A 14,517-nucleotide genomic window follows, 5' to 3' on the forward strand; every position below is an offset into this window, starting at 1 on the left:
AGCCGTTACCGCAGGTTTGCTTTGTTCAACCGTACCCGGGCGGCCTCTGCCAGCATGGCCAACAGGGTTTCGGTGTCGCTCCACGACAGGCAGGCATCTGTGATGCTCTGGCCGAAGGGTGATGACGCAGCCGTTACCGCAGGTTTGCTTTGTTCAACCGTACCCGGGCGGCCTCTGCCAGCATGGCCAACAGGGTTTCGGTGTCGCTCCATGAGAGGCAGGCATCGGTGATGCTCTGGCCAAAGGTGGCGGCGCAGCCGTTCTCCACATCCTGACGCCCTTCCACCAGGAAGCTTTCAGCCATGATGCCGGCGATGCCGGTACGACCGCGGCGCAGCTGATCGCAGATATCTTGCGCCACCAGCAGCTGACGGCGGTGATCCTTCATACTGTTGCCGTGGCTGAAATCGACCACCAGACGCTCCGGCAGGCCCACATCGGCCAGCGCTTCACACGCTTCATCGACACTGGCGGTGTCGTAGTTGGGCCTGTGGCCACCACGCAGGATCACATGACCAAAGGGGTTACCGGCGGTGCGGTAGATGGTCATCTTGCCGTCCTTGTCCGGCGAATAGAAGATGTGGCTGTGACGGGCGGCGCGCACCGCATCGATGGCGATGCGGGTATTGCCGTCGGTGCCGTTCTTGAAGCCGACCGGGCAGGAGAGGGCCGAAGCCATCTCGCGGTGTACCTGGGATTCGGTGGTACGTGCGCCGATGGCGCCCCAGGTGATGAGGTCGGCAATATACTGGCCGGTCACCATATCGAGGAACTCGGTGGCGGTGGGCATGCCGATCTCGTTGATGTCGACCAGCAGTTTGCGCGCCAGTTTCAGCCCTTCGTTGACATCAAAACTGCCATCGAGGCGCGGATCGTTGATGAGCCCTTTCCAGCCGACGATGGTGCGCGGCTTCTCGAAGTAGGTGCGCATCACGATGCAGAGGCTATCTTTATACTGCTCGCGCAGGGCGTTGAGGCGCTGGGCATACTCGCGAGCAGCAGCGGGATCATGGATGGAGCAGGGGCCGACGATGACCAGCAGGCGCTGATCGTCTCCGGCCAGAATGGCTTCCACTTCGCGACGGGCATCCAGCAGATTCTGGGCAATGGTATCGGTGATCGGAAACGCGTGTGCAAGCTCGCTCGGAGTGATCAGTGACTCTAGGCGACGGGTGCGCAATTCATCTGTGTGAATGGACATACAACTCAATTCTCGAATGGGTGGTGTGGGTCGTCATGTGACGGGCCCTGACAAATGAAGTGCCGAAAAGGCAGAGGGATAAAATAAAGCAAAACACCCTTGATGGAAACCATTGCTGGCTCTGTTAGGATATGAACCCAAAAGCCATTTAAAATGAGGTAGTTATCGTGGCAAAGCCAGGGGCAACCGGGATCACCCGCATCATCAACGCAACCGGTTACAGCATGAAGGGGCTCAAATCAGCCTGGATCAACGAGGCGGCCTTTCGGCAGGAGCTGATCCTGATCCTGTTGTTGATGCCGCTGGCCTTCTGGCTGGGGGATTCACTCAACCAGATCCTGCTGCTGGTCGTCATCAGCTGGCTGGTGGTGATCGTCGAGATCCTCAACTCTGCCATCGAAGCGGTGGTTGACAGGGTGGGCTCCGAGCATCATGAGCTCTCCGGCCGCGCCAAAGATTTGGGCTCTGCCGCTGTCTTTATCGCGCTGGCCCTCAATGCGCTGGTGTGGGGGGCGCTGGTGGGGCGCAATCTACTCGGTTGGTGGTAAGCCCACAACCTTGGTCTGGTGACTGCTCCCGGACGTGCGGCAAGCGGGACTATCGACACACTGAAGACATAGGTGGGGCTCACAAAAGCATCAGATTAGCTCCCCTTAACTCTCCGCCCGATTGGGCGAGGGTTTACGGGGCATCGGCTTAAAAAAAAATCCCCATGCAAGGCATGGGGATTTCCGTATATAGCGAGCGGCCGCAGCGCATGACTCAGCGATCAGAGAGTCGCAGCAACTTCATCGGAGATGGAGCCGTTGTGATACACCTCTTGCACGTCGTCCAGATCTTCCAGCATGTCGATCAGACGCATCAGCTTGGGTGCAGTTTCAGCATCCAGCTCGGCTTCGGTGGAAGGGATCATGGTCACTTCAGCGCTCTGGGCCTTGAAGCCGGCAGCTTCCAGACCGTCCAGCACGGTACCGAAGTCGTTCGGGGTGGTGTAAACCTCGATGGTGCCATCCTCTTCGGTGACCACGTCATCGGCGCCCGCTTCCAGCGCGGCATCCATCAGGGCATCTTCGTCTACGCCCACGAAAGTCAGCAGACCTTTCTTGCTGAACAGATAGGCAACGGAGCCATCGGTACCCAGGTTGCCACCGCACTTGCTGAAGGCGTGGCGCACTTCGGCTACGGTACGGTTACGGTTATCGGTCAGGCACTCTACCATCACGGCAGAGCCAGCCGGGCCGTAACCTTCGTATACGATGGTCTCGAGCTGTTCGCCATCGCCACCACCGGCGCCACGCTGGATAGCACGGTTGATGGTGTCGCGAGTCATGTTGTTGGTCAGGGCGGCAGTCACCGCAGCACGCAGACGCGGGTTGTTGGCCGGATCGGCATCACCCAGACGCGCGGAGGTAGTGATTTCGCGGATCAGTTTGGTGAAGATCTTGCCACGCTTGGCGTCCTGAGCGGCCTTGCGGTGTTTGATGTTGGCCCATTTACTGTGACCTGCCATAGAGACTCTCCGTTATTTTTTAAATGTCAGTAACACTGATCATGACTAACCCAAGGGAAACACAGAGGCCGCACGGCGGCGGCCTCCGGGGCCGGTATCGGCTTACTCGTCGCCCTTGACGGTGGTTGCAATCGCCAGCTCACCCAGTTGGGCGGCGTTGGCAAGGCTGGGGGCATCTGTCATCAGACAGGCGGCTGCGGTCGTTTTCGGGAAGGCGATGACGTCCCGAATGTTTTCGGTGCCGGTCAGCAGCATGCTGAGACGGTCCAGACCGAAGGCCAGACCGGCGTGCGGCGGGGTACCGTACTTCAGGGCATCCAGCAGGAAGCCGAATTTCAGGCGCTGCTCGGCCGGGGTGATACCCAGGATATCGAACACGGTGGATTGCATCTCGCTGTTGTGGATACGGACAGAGCCGCCACCCACTTCGTAGCCGTTGATCACCATGTCGTAGGCGTTGGCGTAAGCACCCACAGGGTTGGCTTTCAGCTCGGCCGGGCTCATGTTGCTCGGCGCGGTGAACGGGTGGTGCATGGCGGCCAGACCACCTTCACCATCTTCCTCGAACATCGGGAAGTCGATGACCCACAGCGGTTTCCAGCTGTTCTCCAGCAGGCCCAGATCGCGACCCACTTTCAGACGCAGGGCGCCCATGGCATCGCAGACCACTTTCTTGCTGTCAGCGCCAAAGAAGATGATGTCGCCGTCGGCAGCGCCGGTACGAGCCAGGATCTCGCGCACGATGGCGTCAGAGAGGAACTTGGCAACCGGAGACTGCACACCTTCGATACCATTGGCGGCTTGGTTGACCTTCATCCAGGCCAAGCCCTTGGCACCGTAGATGCCGACAAACTTGGTGTATTCGTCGATCTGCTTGCGAGAGAGCTCGGCACCACCCGGGACTTTCAGGGCAGCCACACGGCCTTTCGGATCGTTGGCAGGGCCCGCGAACACGGCGAACTCGACCGCAGTCAAGAGGTCTGCCACATCGACCAGCTCCATTGGCAGACGCAGGTCCGGCTTGTCGGAGCCGTAGCGACGCATGGCTTCGTCGAAGGTCATGATCGGGAAGTCGCCCAGATCCACGTTCAAGATGTGCAGCCACAGTTTGCGGATCATCTCTTCCATCACTTCACGCACCTGCGGCGCGGTCATGAAGGAGGTCTCCACGTCGATCTGGGTGAATTCCGGCTGGCGGTCGGCACGCAGGTCTTCGTCACGGAAGCACTTGACGATCTGGTAGTAGCGATCGAAGCCGGACATCATCAGCAGCTGCTTGAACAGCTGGGGAGATTGCGGCAGAGCGTAGAACTTGCCCTTGTGCACACGGCTCGGCACCAGATAGTCACGGGCACCTTCCGGGGTGGCCTTGGTCAGCATCGGGGTCTCGATATCGAGGAAACCGTGCTCGTCCATGAAGCGGCGTACGAAGGCGCTGGCCTTGGCACGGGTCTTCAGGTACTTGGCCATCTCGGGGCGACGCAGATCCAGGTAGCGATACTTGAGGCTGATCTCTTCGCTGTTGACCTGATTGAAGTCCAGCGGCAGCGGCTCGGCACGGTTGATGATGTTGAGTTCGTGGGCGAACACTTCGATGGCGCCAGTGGCCATGTCGCTGTTGCGCTGGGAGTCCGGACGGGTACGCACCACACCGGTCACCTGGATGCAGAACTCGCCGCGCAGCTCGGAGGCCAGCGCGAACGCGTCCGGCTTGTCCGGATCGAAGAACACCTGAACGATCCCTTCCCGGTCGCGCATATCGATAAAGATCAGACCGCCGAGATCACGGCGACGATGGACCCAACCGCACAATGTAATGGTCTGCCCTGCATGGGCCTCATTGACCTGTCCGCAATAGATAGAGCGCATGGACTTCTTCCTTCGAAATTGTAGAGAGACGGTTAACCTTGGGCCGCCGGGCACGACTGGCAAGCACCGTCTGTCTCACAGCTGGCCAGATTCTTTTTCTTACCCGGTTTGAAATCAGTCTCGTACCATCCGGTTCCCTTGAGCCGGAAGCCTGCCGCCGATATCAGCTTGACCAGATTCGGCTTGCTACAGGCCGGACAGTCGGTCAGGGGGGCATCGGAAAGCTTTTGCAGTTTTGCCAATTCATGGCCACAGACGTCGCAACGATATTCGTAGATAGGCATGGGTCACAAGAAATTGAAAAACAAAAGGGCTGGCATTATAGAGGAAAACCCCCTTTTGGGTAAAATGGCCAGCAGCCTCCTTTCGCCAGTTTTTTGCACTCGATGGCAAAAAGCGGGCAAAAAATCGGCTCGAATGCACCCAGAGCGAAGAGAATAGCCACCATGAGCCTCTATTTGGGCCTACCACAGTGGTCCCACCCCAGCTGGCCCGGCCAGCTACTGGGCCTTGGCGCCAAGCCTGCCGAACACCTCGCCCACTACGCCACTGTGTTCAATTCGGTGGAGGGCAACACCACCTTCTACGCCCTGCCAACGCCGGATACGGTGCAGCGCTGGGCCACTGCGGTGCCCGATCACTTTCGTTTCAACTTCAAGTTTCCGCAAACCATCAGCCACCAGAGCGATCTGGTGAGCGCCGACAAGCAAGTCACCGACTTTATCCGGCTGCTCGCCCCGCTACACGACAAGCTGGGGCTGCTCACCCTGCAACTACCTGCCCGTTTCGGCCCGGAAGGACTGGCCAGACTGGCGGCCTTTCTCGAGCGTCTGCCACGGGCGTTTCACTATGCCCTCGAAGTGCGTCACCCCGACTTCTTCGCCAAGGGGGAAGCCGAGCGAGCATTGAACCGGCTACTGATGGAACAAGGAGTGAACCGGGTGATGCTCGACAGTCGCCCGCTCTTCTCGGTGCCAGCAACTACGGCAACCCTTGTCGATGCCCAAGGCAAGAAGCCACGCCTGCCGGTCCATCTGCTGGCCACCGCCAGCTCCCCCATGGTGCGCTTTATCGGCCTGCCGGTTCCGGCGGCCAATCACCCCTTCCTGCCCAGCTGGCTCCCCCACTGGCGTCAGTGGCTCTCGGAGGGGAAAGATCTCTACCTCTATATACATACTGCCGACAACGCCCAGGCACCTGAGCTGGCCCGCCAGATAAGCCGCTTGCTGGAGCAGCAGATAGCCCCTTGGCCGGGGGAAAACGATCGCGCGCGTCAGGGAGTGCTGCGCTTTTAGCCAACCCATTCTGCGGCCATCATTTCGCTGCAAAAAAAGCCGTTTTTTTGTGGCTGGACGGGGCTTGGCGTCAAGACAAACGGCCATCAATCCTCTACACTACCGCCCCAAGTAAGGGTCCGGAATATGGCCCATACGAACAGGATCGGTCCAACGGATTTCACGACCAGCCACCCCGTTCGTAAACAGGTGATACATCTACTCTGATGGGTGTCACCCAACGACTCAATTGAACAATACAGCCGGTGATATTCCGACTGTCAGGTTGCGCCAGCATGCAGACCAAAGATCAAATTTTTGCCGCCCCGATCGCCCGATTGGGTGACTTCTGTTTTGACGAACAGGTCGTCGACGTATTTCCCGATATGATCCAGCGCTCGGTGCCGGGTTACAGCAACATCATCTCCGCCATCGGCATGATGGCCGCCCGCTACGCCCAACCGATGAGCCGGCTCTATGATCTCGGCTGCTCATTGGGCGCCGCGACCCAGGCGATGCGACGCCATATCAACCAGCCCGGTTGCCACATCACCGCGGTGGATCTCTCTCACCCGATGATCGAACGCGCCCGCGCCCACCTCTCCGGTTTCAAATCCGAGGTGCCGGTGGAACTGGTGGAAGCAGATATCTGCGACATCGAGATTGAGAATGCCTCCGTGGTGGTGCTCAACTTCACCCTGCAATTTGTCGAGCCACAGAAACGGGGTGCCCTGATCCAGCGCATTCACGATGGTCTGCGCCCGGGCGGGATCCTGATCCTGAGCGAGAAGTTCCGCTTTGAAGATGAGCCGGTCAACGAGCTGCTCATCGATCTGCACCTCGACTTCAAGCGGGCCAATGGCTACAGCGAGCTGGAGATCAGCCAGAAACGCACCGCCCTTGAGAACGTGATGCGCACCGACAGCCTGGAGACCCACCGTGCCCGCCTGCGGGATGCCGGTTTCGTCCATCAGGATCTCTGGTTCCAGTGCTTCAACTTCGGCTCCATGATTGCCATCAAATCCAGCGACACCCAGCCATGATCGATTTTGCCAATTTCTATCAACTGATTGCCAAAAACCGGCTGAGCCACTGGCTGCATACCCTGCCCGCCCAGCTGCACGCCTGGCAACATGACAACCAGCATGGCGATCTGCCGCGCTGGAACCGCGCCCTCAACAAGCTGCCGGTGGTATCCCCTAAAAACATCGAGCTGAAAAGCCGGGTCGAGATAGGCGGGGCCGACAGCCTTGGTGAAGGGGAGCGCAAGAAGGTCGAGAGCCTGCTGCGCCACTTCATGCCCTGGCGCAAGGGGCCGTTCACCGTGCACGGCATCCATATCGATACCGAGTGGCGCTCCGACTGGAAGTGGGATCGGGTGCTGCCCCATATCAGCCCGCTCGACGGGCGTTACGTGCTGGATGTGGGCTGTGGCAGCGGCTACCACCTCTGGCGTATGGTCGGTGAAGGCGCCAAGCTGGCGGTCGGCATCGATCCAAGCCCGCTGTTCCTCTGCCAGTTCGAAGCCATTCGCCACTTCGCGGGCAATGATCAGCGCGCCCACCTGTTGCCGCTCGGGATTCAAGAACTGCCGGAGCTGCGCGCTTTTGACACCGTATTCTCCATGGGGGTGCTCTATCACCGCAAATCCCCCATCGAACACATCGAGCAACTGCGCAATCAATTGAAAGATGATGGCGAGCTGGTGCTGGAGACGCTAGTGATTGACGGCGGGGTCAACGACGTGCTGATGCCCACCGATCGTTACGGCAAGATGCGCAACGTCTGGTTCATTCCCTCCAGCACTGCGCTCAAACTGTGGGTCGAGCGCTGCGGCTTTACCGACGTGCGGATAGTAGACGAGAATATGACCAGCACCGACGAACAGCGTCGTACCGACTGGATGATCAATGAATCCCTGAGTGATTATCTGGACTCAGACAATCCGGCACTCACGGTAGAAGGATACCCGGCGCCGAAACGTGCCGTACTGATTGCCCGCAAGGCCAAAGACTAGCCGATGGCGCTTGTGGAAGTTACACTGACCCCATTCCAGGAAGCACAGTTAAATGAATGACATGAAAAGCAAATTAAAAGGAATGACCCTGCTCTCCCTGCTTAGTCTCGGCGGGTGTGTCAGTATGGAAAAAGCGCCCCCGGTTCCGACCCTGACGCTGGCCGAGCTTCGCAACGAGATAAGTCTGAGCGAACAACGCCTGCAAACATCCATGGAACAGCAACAGAAACAGTATGTGCAGCAACAGCACCTGCTGGTTCAGCTCAACACAGATGTCACCAACATGAAAGAGTCCGTCAAGCAAGTAGACCACAAGCTCGCCACCCTTCCCGCCGAGCCGCCCAAGCCGATGGCCATCCCCATCGAGAAGTGCCCGACCCCCAATCAGGGTCACACCATCGATGGCAAGCTGATGGTGGGTGAAGCCGAGTGGATCTGGGTTGATGCGGCCAACGACGCCTTCCAGGCGCGGGTCGATACCGGTGCGACCACCTCCTCCATCAGTGCGCAGGAGATCACCATTTTCGAGCGCAACGGCAAAAACTGGGTACGCTTCTTCCTGAGCCATCAGGAAGCGGACGACAAGATCCAGATCGAAGCGCCGCTGGTACGCCATGTGCGGGTGCGTCAGGCCTCTGCCGACGATCTTGACCGCCGTCCGGTAGTCCGTCTGGCCGTGCGCATTGGCGACATGACCGAGAAAGCCGAATTTACCCTGAAAGACCGTAGCGACATGACCTTCCCTGTGCTGCTGGGTCGCGAATTTTTGAAAGACATCGCCGTGGTCGATGTGGCCCGCGAGTATATCCAACCCAAACCCAAGCTCAAGGATGTGAAATAATCCATGGTTTCCCGTAAGCCGTTCTATTTGCTGGTGGCCCTGCTGTACATTGTCGGCCTGGGGATGACGATTTATCACCATATCGCGTTGGATGTGCCGCTGACGCCCGGTGAAAAGCGCCAGATCTGGTCCATCGAAGCCAAGCTGGAGTTCGAGGCCACCGGTGAGCCGGTGATCGCCTCCCTGGCCATTCCGGGCACCCAGCCCGGTTTCACCCTGATGAACGAGAACGCCGCCAGCCCGGGTTACGGCCTCTCCTTTGTCGAGAAAGGTGGCGATGCCCGCGCCGAGTGGTCTATCCGCACCGCGTCTGGCCGTCAGGAGCTCTACTACCGCGTCGACATGATGGCGGATGCCCACGCCAAACCGGCCGCCAATCCGCAGCCGCCCGCCATCGAGAAGCAGATCGAGAGTGAACCTTACGCCACCGCGATGAAGCAGATCCTCGAGCGGGCGCAGGAGCGCTCCGCCGATGGCTACACCCTGACTCGCGAGATCATCAAGGAGATCGAGAAGCAGGAGCAGAACGCCGAGTTGCTGAAAAAGCACAAGACCCGCGCCAACTTGATCGCCGAGCTGCTCAACAATGCTGACGTGCCAACCCGTGTCGTTCACGCGCTGAGCCTGGAAGATGGTCGCCGTCGTCAGGAGCTGGTGGATTACCTGCAGGTGTTCAACAGCCCGACCGACTACAAGCTGTTCAACCCGCAAACCGGTGAACAGGGTCGTCCGGCCAATCTGCTGCTGTGGGAATACAACTCCGGCGCGCTGCTAGAGGTGACCGGTGGTCACAACTCCCGTGTCAGCTTCTCGATGATCGAGCAGGAACAGCCGGTCAGCGTGGCACTGGCGCAGAAGTTTGAAAAATCGGAGATAATGAATTTCTCCATCCACAGCCTGCCGCTGGAAGAGCAGACTCTGTTCAAGGGCTTGCTGCTGATCCCGATCGGCGTGCTGATGGTGGTGTTCCTGCGGGTTCTGGTGGGGATCAAGACCTCCGGTACCTTCATGCCGGTGCTGATCGCGGTCGCCTTTATCCAGACCCAGCTGATCACCGGTCTGGTGGGCTTCTTGCTGATCGTCGGCACCGGTCTGGTGATCCGCTCCTATCTGTCGCGGCTCAACCTGCTGCTGGTCGCCCGAATATCGGCCATCATCATCATGGTTATCTCGATGATCGGTATCTTCTCCGCGCTCGCCTTCAAGCTGGGGCTGACCGACGGTATGAAGATCACCTTCTTCCCGATGATCATCCTCTCCTGGACCATAGAGCGGATGTCCATCCTGTGGGAAGAAGAGGGCCCGAAAGAGGTGTTCCGCCAAGGTGGTGGCTCTCTGCTGGTGGCCGTCATCGCCTATCTGGCCATGGATAACGAACTGATCCGTCACCTCACCTTCAACTTCCTCGGCCTGCAGCTGGTGCTGATGGCGACCGTGCTGTTGATGGGTAACTACACCGGCTACAAGTTGAGCGAACTGAAACGCTTCAAGCCGCTGGTGGACGAGATGAAATCTGGCGTCACCCCGGGTAAGGACAAGTAACCGATGTGGTTCTGGGAAAAATACACCACCCCGTGGAGCCTGTCGCAGGCAGGCATCCTCGGCATGAACAAACGCAACCACTCCTACATCAGCCGCTACAATCAGCGCAGCCTCTATCCGCTGGTGGATGACAAGCTGCAGACAAAGCGGATTGCGCTGGATGCTGGCGTCACGGTACCGGAACTGATCGGCACCATTCGTGCCCAGCACGATGTGGGTCGTATCACCGAGCTGGTAAAAGATTGGCCGGGCTTCTGCATCAAGCCGGCGCGCGGCTCGGGTGGCAAGGGGATCCTGGTGATCCTGCGCCAGGAAGATGGCCTGTTCTACAAGCCCAACGGCAGCGCCTCTATCGGCCAGGATCTGGAGCGCCATGTTTCCAACATTCTGGCGGGGCTCTACTCGCTGGGCGGCAAGCCGGACGTGGCGCTGGTCGAAGGCCTCATCAACTTCGATGACGTGTTCGACGGCTACTCGTTCGAAGGGGTGCCCGATGCCCGGGTGATCATCTTCAAGGGGTTCCCGGTGATGGCGATGATGCGCCTCTCCACCTCCGCCTCGGACGGCAAGGCGAACCTGCACCAGGGCGCCGTGGGGGTGGGTCTGTGCCTGCGTACCGGTCGAGCCCTGCGGGCGGTGCAGTTTGGCAATCCGCTGCGCCATCACCCGGATACCGGCCTCGACCTCTATGAGCTCAAGGTGCCCCACTGGGACACTCTGCTCACCCTGGCCGCCTCCTGCTACGAGATGTCGGGTCTGGGCTATATCGGGACCGACATGGTGCTGGACAAGTTCCGCGGCCCCATGCTGCTGGAGCTTAACGCCCGCCCGGGTCTTGCCATCCAGATCGCCAACGGTCGCGGCCTGGTGCCCAATCTCAAGGCCATCGAGAAGCTCGGTCAGGTGAAGATGAACGTGGAGCAGCGAGTCAATTTCGCCAAGGATCACTTCGGGATCTTTGAGGAATAAGCCCTCTGCTTGTGCACTGAGCGCGCCTATGGCGCGCTTTTTTTTATGGTGCGCATAGGCGCATCATAAAAACGCCCCTTGCGGAGCGTTTAGCGTCAGTTGGCTTCATCTTTCTTTTTGCGAATGCTGAGGCCAAGTTCCCGACCACGCAGTCGGGCATAGTAGATGGTGCCGACAAAGGCGAGAGTGGTGAACAACAGCTCCACCACCGCCAGCCACCGCTCCCCCTCATCCGTGGTGATCAGGGTGAGGGCGTGGAGGAAATAGGGCATCAACACGAAGTTGCCCCAGGCGTGGGTGTAAGGGTTGCCCTGCACTATCCCCTTGAGCGGGAAGAGCAGCGGTACCGTCCAGATCACCGGCAGCAGCCAGGGGTTGAGGTCCGGGTGGGGCGACAGCCACAGATGCCAGAGGATGACCCAGCCCAGCAGGCCGAAGAAGCCGACCAGAGTCAGCCAACGCGCAAAACGAGTGCTCACTTGAGGATCTCCAGCACCTGCTCCGGCGGGCGACCAATGCGGGCCTGACCATTCTTGATGACGATGGGGCGCTCGATCAGCTTGGGATGCTGATGCATGGCGCGGATGAGGGCATCACCGCTGACATCGGCCAATCCCAGCTCCTTGTAGAGATCTTCCTTAGTGCGCATCAGCTGGCGCGGATCGCCAAAACCGAGCAGAGAGAGCAGGTTGCGGATCTCATCTTCGCTCGGGGCCTGCTCCAGATAGAGCACCACATCAGGGGCGATCCCGTGCTGTTCCAGCAGGGCCAGGGTTTCGCGACTCTTGGAGCAGCGCGGATTGTGGTAGATTTGGGTCTCGCTCATGGTAACTCCCTGATTAATCGCAAGATGGGACTAGAAACGGCGCTATTGTAGGGGAAAGTGATGGTCAGGGTAAGCAGCAGTGGAAAGGAATTGAAACGAATTTGTTGGCTGATTGTGGCTGGCCTGCTGGCTGCCTGCACACCCGCCGCCGAATTTACCGATGCCAAAGGGCAGCCGGTCAGCTTGCGCCACTTTGTCGGCAAGCCGTTGCTGATCAACTACTTCGCCCCCTGGTGCACTCCTTGCCTGCGGGAGATGCCGCGCCTCAACGCGCTGGCGGCGGAGGGCCAGATCGCCGTGGTGGCCATCAACTACGACCCGACTACGCCGGCAGAGCTCGGCCAGCTGGCAACCCGATATGAGATCAAGGTGCCGCTGCTTATTGCCACCGCGGATGCCAAGCTCCCCTTCCCGCGTCCGGGCGCCCTGCCCACCAGCTATCTGCTCGATAGCGAGGGCAAACTTAAACAGACGCTGGTTGGCGAACTCGACCAGCAGCAGGTCGAGATGCTCAAGGCGACCGCCAGCCGCCTGAGTCACTAGTGCGTAGCGCTATCAACGCAACCCACATCAACATGATCTCTATAAACAACAAGGGCGCACCGTGGTGCGCCCTTGTTTGATAGGCTAATGCCAGGTTTCGTTAGCCCTTGAGGCTGTCGAGATCCTTCTTGGCCCGCTCCAGCTCGGTGATGCGCGCCTCCAGCCGAGCCAGGGTCATCCGGTCGCTGGTGGTGCCGCGCGCCACGATCAGCTCGTCGATGGCCGCCTGATAATCCCCGCGCAGCGAGAGCATCTCGGCCCGCGCCATATGCAGCTCGGTCATTCTGCCCGCCTTGCGATAGGCATCGGCCAGCAGGTTCCAGGCCAGATTGTTCTCTTCGTGCTCGCGGGCATAAGGGTCGAGGATGGCGATGGACTTCTTGTAGTTGCCGCTCTCGAGGTAAGCGTTGCCGAGGTTGACCACCACCACTTCGTTATCCGGCATCCGGCTGCGGAACTTCTCGAGGCGAGCGATGGCCTGAGCACTGCGCCCCTTGGCCAGATCGATGTCGGTCTGGGCATCGACGATAAAGAGATCCTCCGGATGACGGGACGCCAGCTCCTGCATCAGGGTATCAGCTTCGTCGGTACGCTTGAGCTGGATCAGCGCCAGCGCCTTGCCATAGATGGCGGCATCCTTGAGCGGATAATCCCCCTTCTGGATCCGGGTATCGAAGTAGCTCAGCAGCCCCTGTGGGGTATCCGTGCCAAAGCGCACCTGAATACGCACCTTGGCCAGCCAGAAGTCAAGGCTGGGCGGCAAGTCGCGGCGGCCATAGCTGCCCGCCCGGGCGCGAGCCTCGCTGATCCGGGTCTCCGGCAGCGGGTGTGTGAGCAGCATTTCCGGCGGCTTGCTGGCGTAACGGTATTCGGCGGCCAATTTTTGGAAGAAGTTGGCCATTCCCATGGGATCGAAACCGGCATCGTAGAGCGTCTTCATGCCGATGCGATCCGCTTCATATTCGTTGTCGCGGGTGTAGTTGATCGCGGACTGCATAGAGAGGCCCAGCGTGGTCTGCAGCGCAGCGATACCGGCAGTCGGGTTGATCACCGCCAGCGCAATGGAACCCACCAGACCGGCCAGAGTCACAGCCGAGCTGCTCGCCTGCGCCTCCATATAACGGGCGATATGACGCTGGGTCACGTGGGTGATTTCGTGAGCCAGTACCGAGGCCAGCTCGCTCTCGCTGTCGGCGTAGAGGAACAGGCCAGTGTGCACCTTGACCCGCCCGCCGAGGAAGGCGGCCGCGTTGATGGAGGGATCATTGATGAGGAAAAAGGTAAACGGGAAACGCACCCCATCTGCGTTGGTCAGCAGTCGCTGACCCAGATCGTCGATGTACAGGCTCAGCACCGGGTCATCGATGATCGGCAAGCCCGCGCGGGCAAAGCGCATAAAGGCGTTGCCGTAACGCACCTCCTGCTCGATGGGCAGGGCCGCCACCCCGGCCGTGCCGATGTCGGGAAGCTGATTGTTGGCATGCGCATGAAACGTGGCGCCCATCAGGGAAGCCAGCAGGGGAAGCGATGCCATCAGGGGGGAAAAACGTGCCACGTTATCTCTATCTCCTTCAGAAAGGGCCTCGGCAGAATACCCTTGCCCATCAAGGGCTACAAGCGTTGTTTCACGCTCTTATCACGGCCATAATAGCGGCCACCTGCCTGATGGAGTCCCCATGGAAGTTCTCGACCTGACCCCCTGGCGTTGCCCCGAACCGCTGATCCGGCTCAAGCTCTGGTTAAGGGAGGCCAAACGCGGTCAAACCGTCACCATCCGGCTGGCCGATGCAGGATCCCGGCAGGATATTCCGGCCTACCTCCAACGTCAGGGCCACCATGTCGAGATGCAGCAAGAACCAGACAATACCCTCTCTTTGCAATTGGTTGTCGGGGCGAAACAACCATCTTGAGCCCCAGGATGTAAG

Annotated in this window: 16 protein-coding genes; 9 read left to right on the top strand and 7 right to left on the bottom strand. The window is 59.6% G+C overall.

Annotated features, from left to right (window positions below; translation table 11 throughout):
- Positions 1-133: 133 nt before the first annotated feature.
- Complete coding sequence (locus NMD14_12835) at positions 134-1,201, bottom strand: 3-deoxy-7-phosphoheptulonate synthase (GenBank protein ID XEI31661.1); 1,068 nt, start codon at positions 1,199-1,201, stop codon at positions 134-136.
- 167 nt (positions 1,202-1,368) lie between these two features.
- Between NMD14_12835 and NMD14_12840 the strand changes: the two genes are divergently transcribed.
- The gene (locus NMD14_12840; protein XEI31662.1) at positions 1,369-1,749 is read left to right on the top strand and encodes a diacylglycerol kinase; all 381 of its coding nucleotides are present in this window, start codon (positions 1,369-1,371) and stop codon (positions 1,747-1,749) included.
- A 221-nt stretch (positions 1,750-1,970) separates the two neighbouring features.
- Here the strand turns inward: NMD14_12840 and NMD14_12845 are convergent, their stop codons facing one another.
- The 3 genes from NMD14_12845 to NMD14_12855 all read right to left on the bottom strand — a co-directional run bounded on the left by NMD14_12845 (position 1,971) and on the right by NMD14_12855 (position 4,864).
- Positions 1,971-2,711 carry a YebC/PmpR family DNA-binding transcriptional regulator gene (locus NMD14_12845; protein XEI31663.1) on the bottom strand — a complete coding sequence of 247 codons (741 nt, stop codon included), beginning with the start codon at positions 2,709-2,711 and terminating at the stop codon, positions 1,971-1,973.
- A gap of 102 nt (positions 2,712-2,813) precedes the next feature.
- Positions 2,814-4,580, bottom strand: a complete 1,767-nt coding sequence (aspS, locus tag NMD14_12850; GenBank protein XEI31664.1) for an aspartate--tRNA ligase — start codon at positions 4,578-4,580, stop codon at positions 2,814-2,816.
- Positions 4,581-4,612: 32 nt separating this feature from the next.
- Entirely contained in the window at positions 4,613-4,864 is a 252-nt protein-coding gene (locus NMD14_12855; protein ID XEI31665.1) for a zinc ribbon domain-containing protein, read from the bottom strand.
- A 162-nt stretch (positions 4,865-5,026) separates the two neighbouring features.
- Between NMD14_12855 and NMD14_12860 the strand changes: the two genes are divergently transcribed.
- The 6 genes from NMD14_12860 to NMD14_12885 all read left to right on the top strand — a co-directional run bounded on the left by NMD14_12860 (position 5,027) and on the right by NMD14_12885 (position 11,223).
- Positions 5,027-5,875 (top strand): DUF72 domain-containing protein, encoded by an 849-nt coding sequence (locus tag NMD14_12860; protein XEI31666.1) that lies wholly within the window; start codon positions 5,027-5,029, stop codon positions 5,873-5,875.
- A gap of 275 nt (positions 5,876-6,150) precedes the next feature.
- Positions 6,151-6,897 carry a carboxy-S-adenosyl-L-methionine synthase CmoA gene (gene cmoA / locus NMD14_12865; protein ID XEI31667.1) on the top strand — a complete coding sequence of 249 codons (747 nt, stop codon included), beginning with the start codon at positions 6,151-6,153 and terminating at the stop codon, positions 6,895-6,897.
- Positions 6,894-7,871 carry a tRNA 5-methoxyuridine(34)/uridine 5-oxyacetic acid(34) synthase CmoB gene (cmoB, locus tag NMD14_12870; protein ID XEI31668.1) on the top strand — a complete coding sequence of 326 codons (978 nt, stop codon included), beginning with the start codon at positions 6,894-6,896 and terminating at the stop codon, positions 7,869-7,871. Before cmoA ends, cmoB begins: the two co-directional genes overlap by 4 nt.
- 82 nt (positions 7,872-7,953) lie before the next feature.
- Entirely contained in the window at positions 7,954-8,712 is a 759-nt protein-coding gene (locus NMD14_12875) for an ATP-dependent zinc protease (protein XEI34762.1), read from the top strand.
- Between the two features lie 3 nt (positions 8,713-8,715).
- Positions 8,716-10,254 carry an inactive transglutaminase family protein gene (locus NMD14_12880; protein ID XEI31669.1) on the top strand — a complete coding sequence of 513 codons (1,539 nt, stop codon included), beginning with the start codon at positions 8,716-8,718 and terminating at the stop codon, positions 10,252-10,254.
- Positions 10,255-10,257: 3 nt separating this feature from the next.
- Positions 10,258-11,223, top strand: coding sequence for an alpha-L-glutamate ligase-like protein (locus tag NMD14_12885; protein ID XEI31670.1), 966 nt, complete (start codon positions 10,258-10,260; stop codon positions 11,221-11,223).
- A 95-nt stretch (positions 11,224-11,318) separates the two neighbouring features.
- Here NMD14_12885 and NMD14_12890 read toward each other — a convergent pair whose 3' ends face one another.
- Both NMD14_12890 and arsC read right to left on the bottom strand, forming a co-directional pair.
- Entirely contained in the window at positions 11,319-11,702 is a 384-nt protein-coding gene (locus tag NMD14_12890) for a DUF2069 domain-containing protein (protein ID XEI31671.1), read from the bottom strand.
- Positions 11,699-12,049, bottom strand: a complete 351-nt coding sequence (gene arsC, locus NMD14_12895) for an arsenate reductase (glutaredoxin) (GenBank protein ID XEI31672.1) — start codon at positions 12,047-12,049, stop codon at positions 11,699-11,701. Before arsC ends, NMD14_12890 begins: the two co-directional genes overlap by 4 nt.
- 60 nt (positions 12,050-12,109) lie before the next feature.
- Here arsC and NMD14_12900 point away from each other — a divergent pair, with 60 nt between their 5' ends.
- Positions 12,110-12,592 (top strand): TlpA family protein disulfide reductase, encoded by a 483-nt coding sequence (locus tag NMD14_12900; protein XEI31673.1) that lies wholly within the window; start codon positions 12,110-12,112, stop codon positions 12,590-12,592.
- A 100-nt stretch (positions 12,593-12,692) separates the two neighbouring features.
- Here the strand turns inward: NMD14_12900 and NMD14_12905 are convergent, their stop codons facing one another.
- Positions 12,693-14,126 (bottom strand): M48 family metalloprotease, encoded by a 1,434-nt coding sequence (locus tag NMD14_12905; protein ID XEI34763.1) that lies wholly within the window; start codon positions 14,124-14,126, stop codon positions 12,693-12,695.
- Positions 14,127-14,268: 142 nt separating this feature from the next.
- Here NMD14_12905 and NMD14_12910 point away from each other — a divergent pair, with 142 nt between their 5' ends.
- Positions 14,269-14,502 carry a sulfurtransferase TusA family protein gene (locus NMD14_12910; GenBank protein XEI31674.1) on the top strand — a complete coding sequence of 78 codons (234 nt, stop codon included), beginning with the start codon at positions 14,269-14,271 and terminating at the stop codon, positions 14,500-14,502.
- Positions 14,503-14,517: the final 15 nt, after the last annotated feature.

This window comes from Aeromonas veronii, assembly GCA_041319085.1.
Taxonomy (GTDB): Bacteria; Pseudomonadota; Gammaproteobacteria; order Enterobacterales; family Aeromonadaceae; genus Aeromonas; species Aeromonas veronii_F.

Coding starts and splice junctions, on each gene's coding strand:
- NMD14_12855 (XEI31665.1), bottom strand. CDS start 4,864: ATGCCTATCTACGAATATCGTTGCGACGTCTGTGGCCATGAATTGGCA.
- arsC (XEI31672.1), bottom strand. CDS start 12,049: ATGAGCGAGACCCAAATCTACCACAATCCGCGCTGCTCCAAGAGTCGC.
- NMD14_12860 (XEI31666.1), top strand. CDS start 5,027: ATGAGCCTCTATTTGGGCCTACCACAGTGGTCCCACCCCAGCTGGCCC.
- NMD14_12875 (XEI34762.1), top strand. CDS start 7,954: ATGACCCTGCTCTCCCTGCTTAGTCTCGGCGGGTGTGTCAGTATGGAA.
- cmoB (XEI31668.1), top strand. CDS start 6,894: ATGATCGATTTTGCCAATTTCTATCAACTGATTGCCAAAAACCGGCTG.
- NMD14_12900 (XEI31673.1), top strand. CDS start 12,110: ATGGTCAGGGTAAGCAGCAGTGGAAAGGAATTGAAACGAATTTGTTGG.
- NMD14_12835 (XEI31661.1), bottom strand. CDS start 1,201: ATGTCCATTCACACAGATGAATTGCGCACCCGTCGCCTAGAGTCACTG.
- NMD14_12845 (XEI31663.1), bottom strand. CDS start 2,711: ATGGCAGGTCACAGTAAATGGGCCAACATCAAACACCGCAAGGCCGCT.
- NMD14_12910 (XEI31674.1), top strand. CDS start 14,269: ATGGAAGTTCTCGACCTGACCCCCTGGCGTTGCCCCGAACCGCTGATC.
- cmoA (XEI31667.1), top strand. CDS start 6,151: ATGCAGACCAAAGATCAAATTTTTGCCGCCCCGATCGCCCGATTGGGT.
- NMD14_12905 (XEI34763.1), bottom strand. CDS start 14,126: ATGGCATCGCTTCCCCTGCTGGCTTCCCTGATGGGCGCCACGTTTCAT.
- NMD14_12885 (XEI31670.1), top strand. CDS start 10,258: ATGTGGTTCTGGGAAAAATACACCACCCCGTGGAGCCTGTCGCAGGCA.
- aspS (XEI31664.1), bottom strand. CDS start 4,580: ATGCGCTCTATCTATTGCGGACAGGTCAATGAGGCCCATGCAGGGCAG.
- NMD14_12880 (XEI31669.1), top strand. CDS start 8,716: ATGGTTTCCCGTAAGCCGTTCTATTTGCTGGTGGCCCTGCTGTACATT.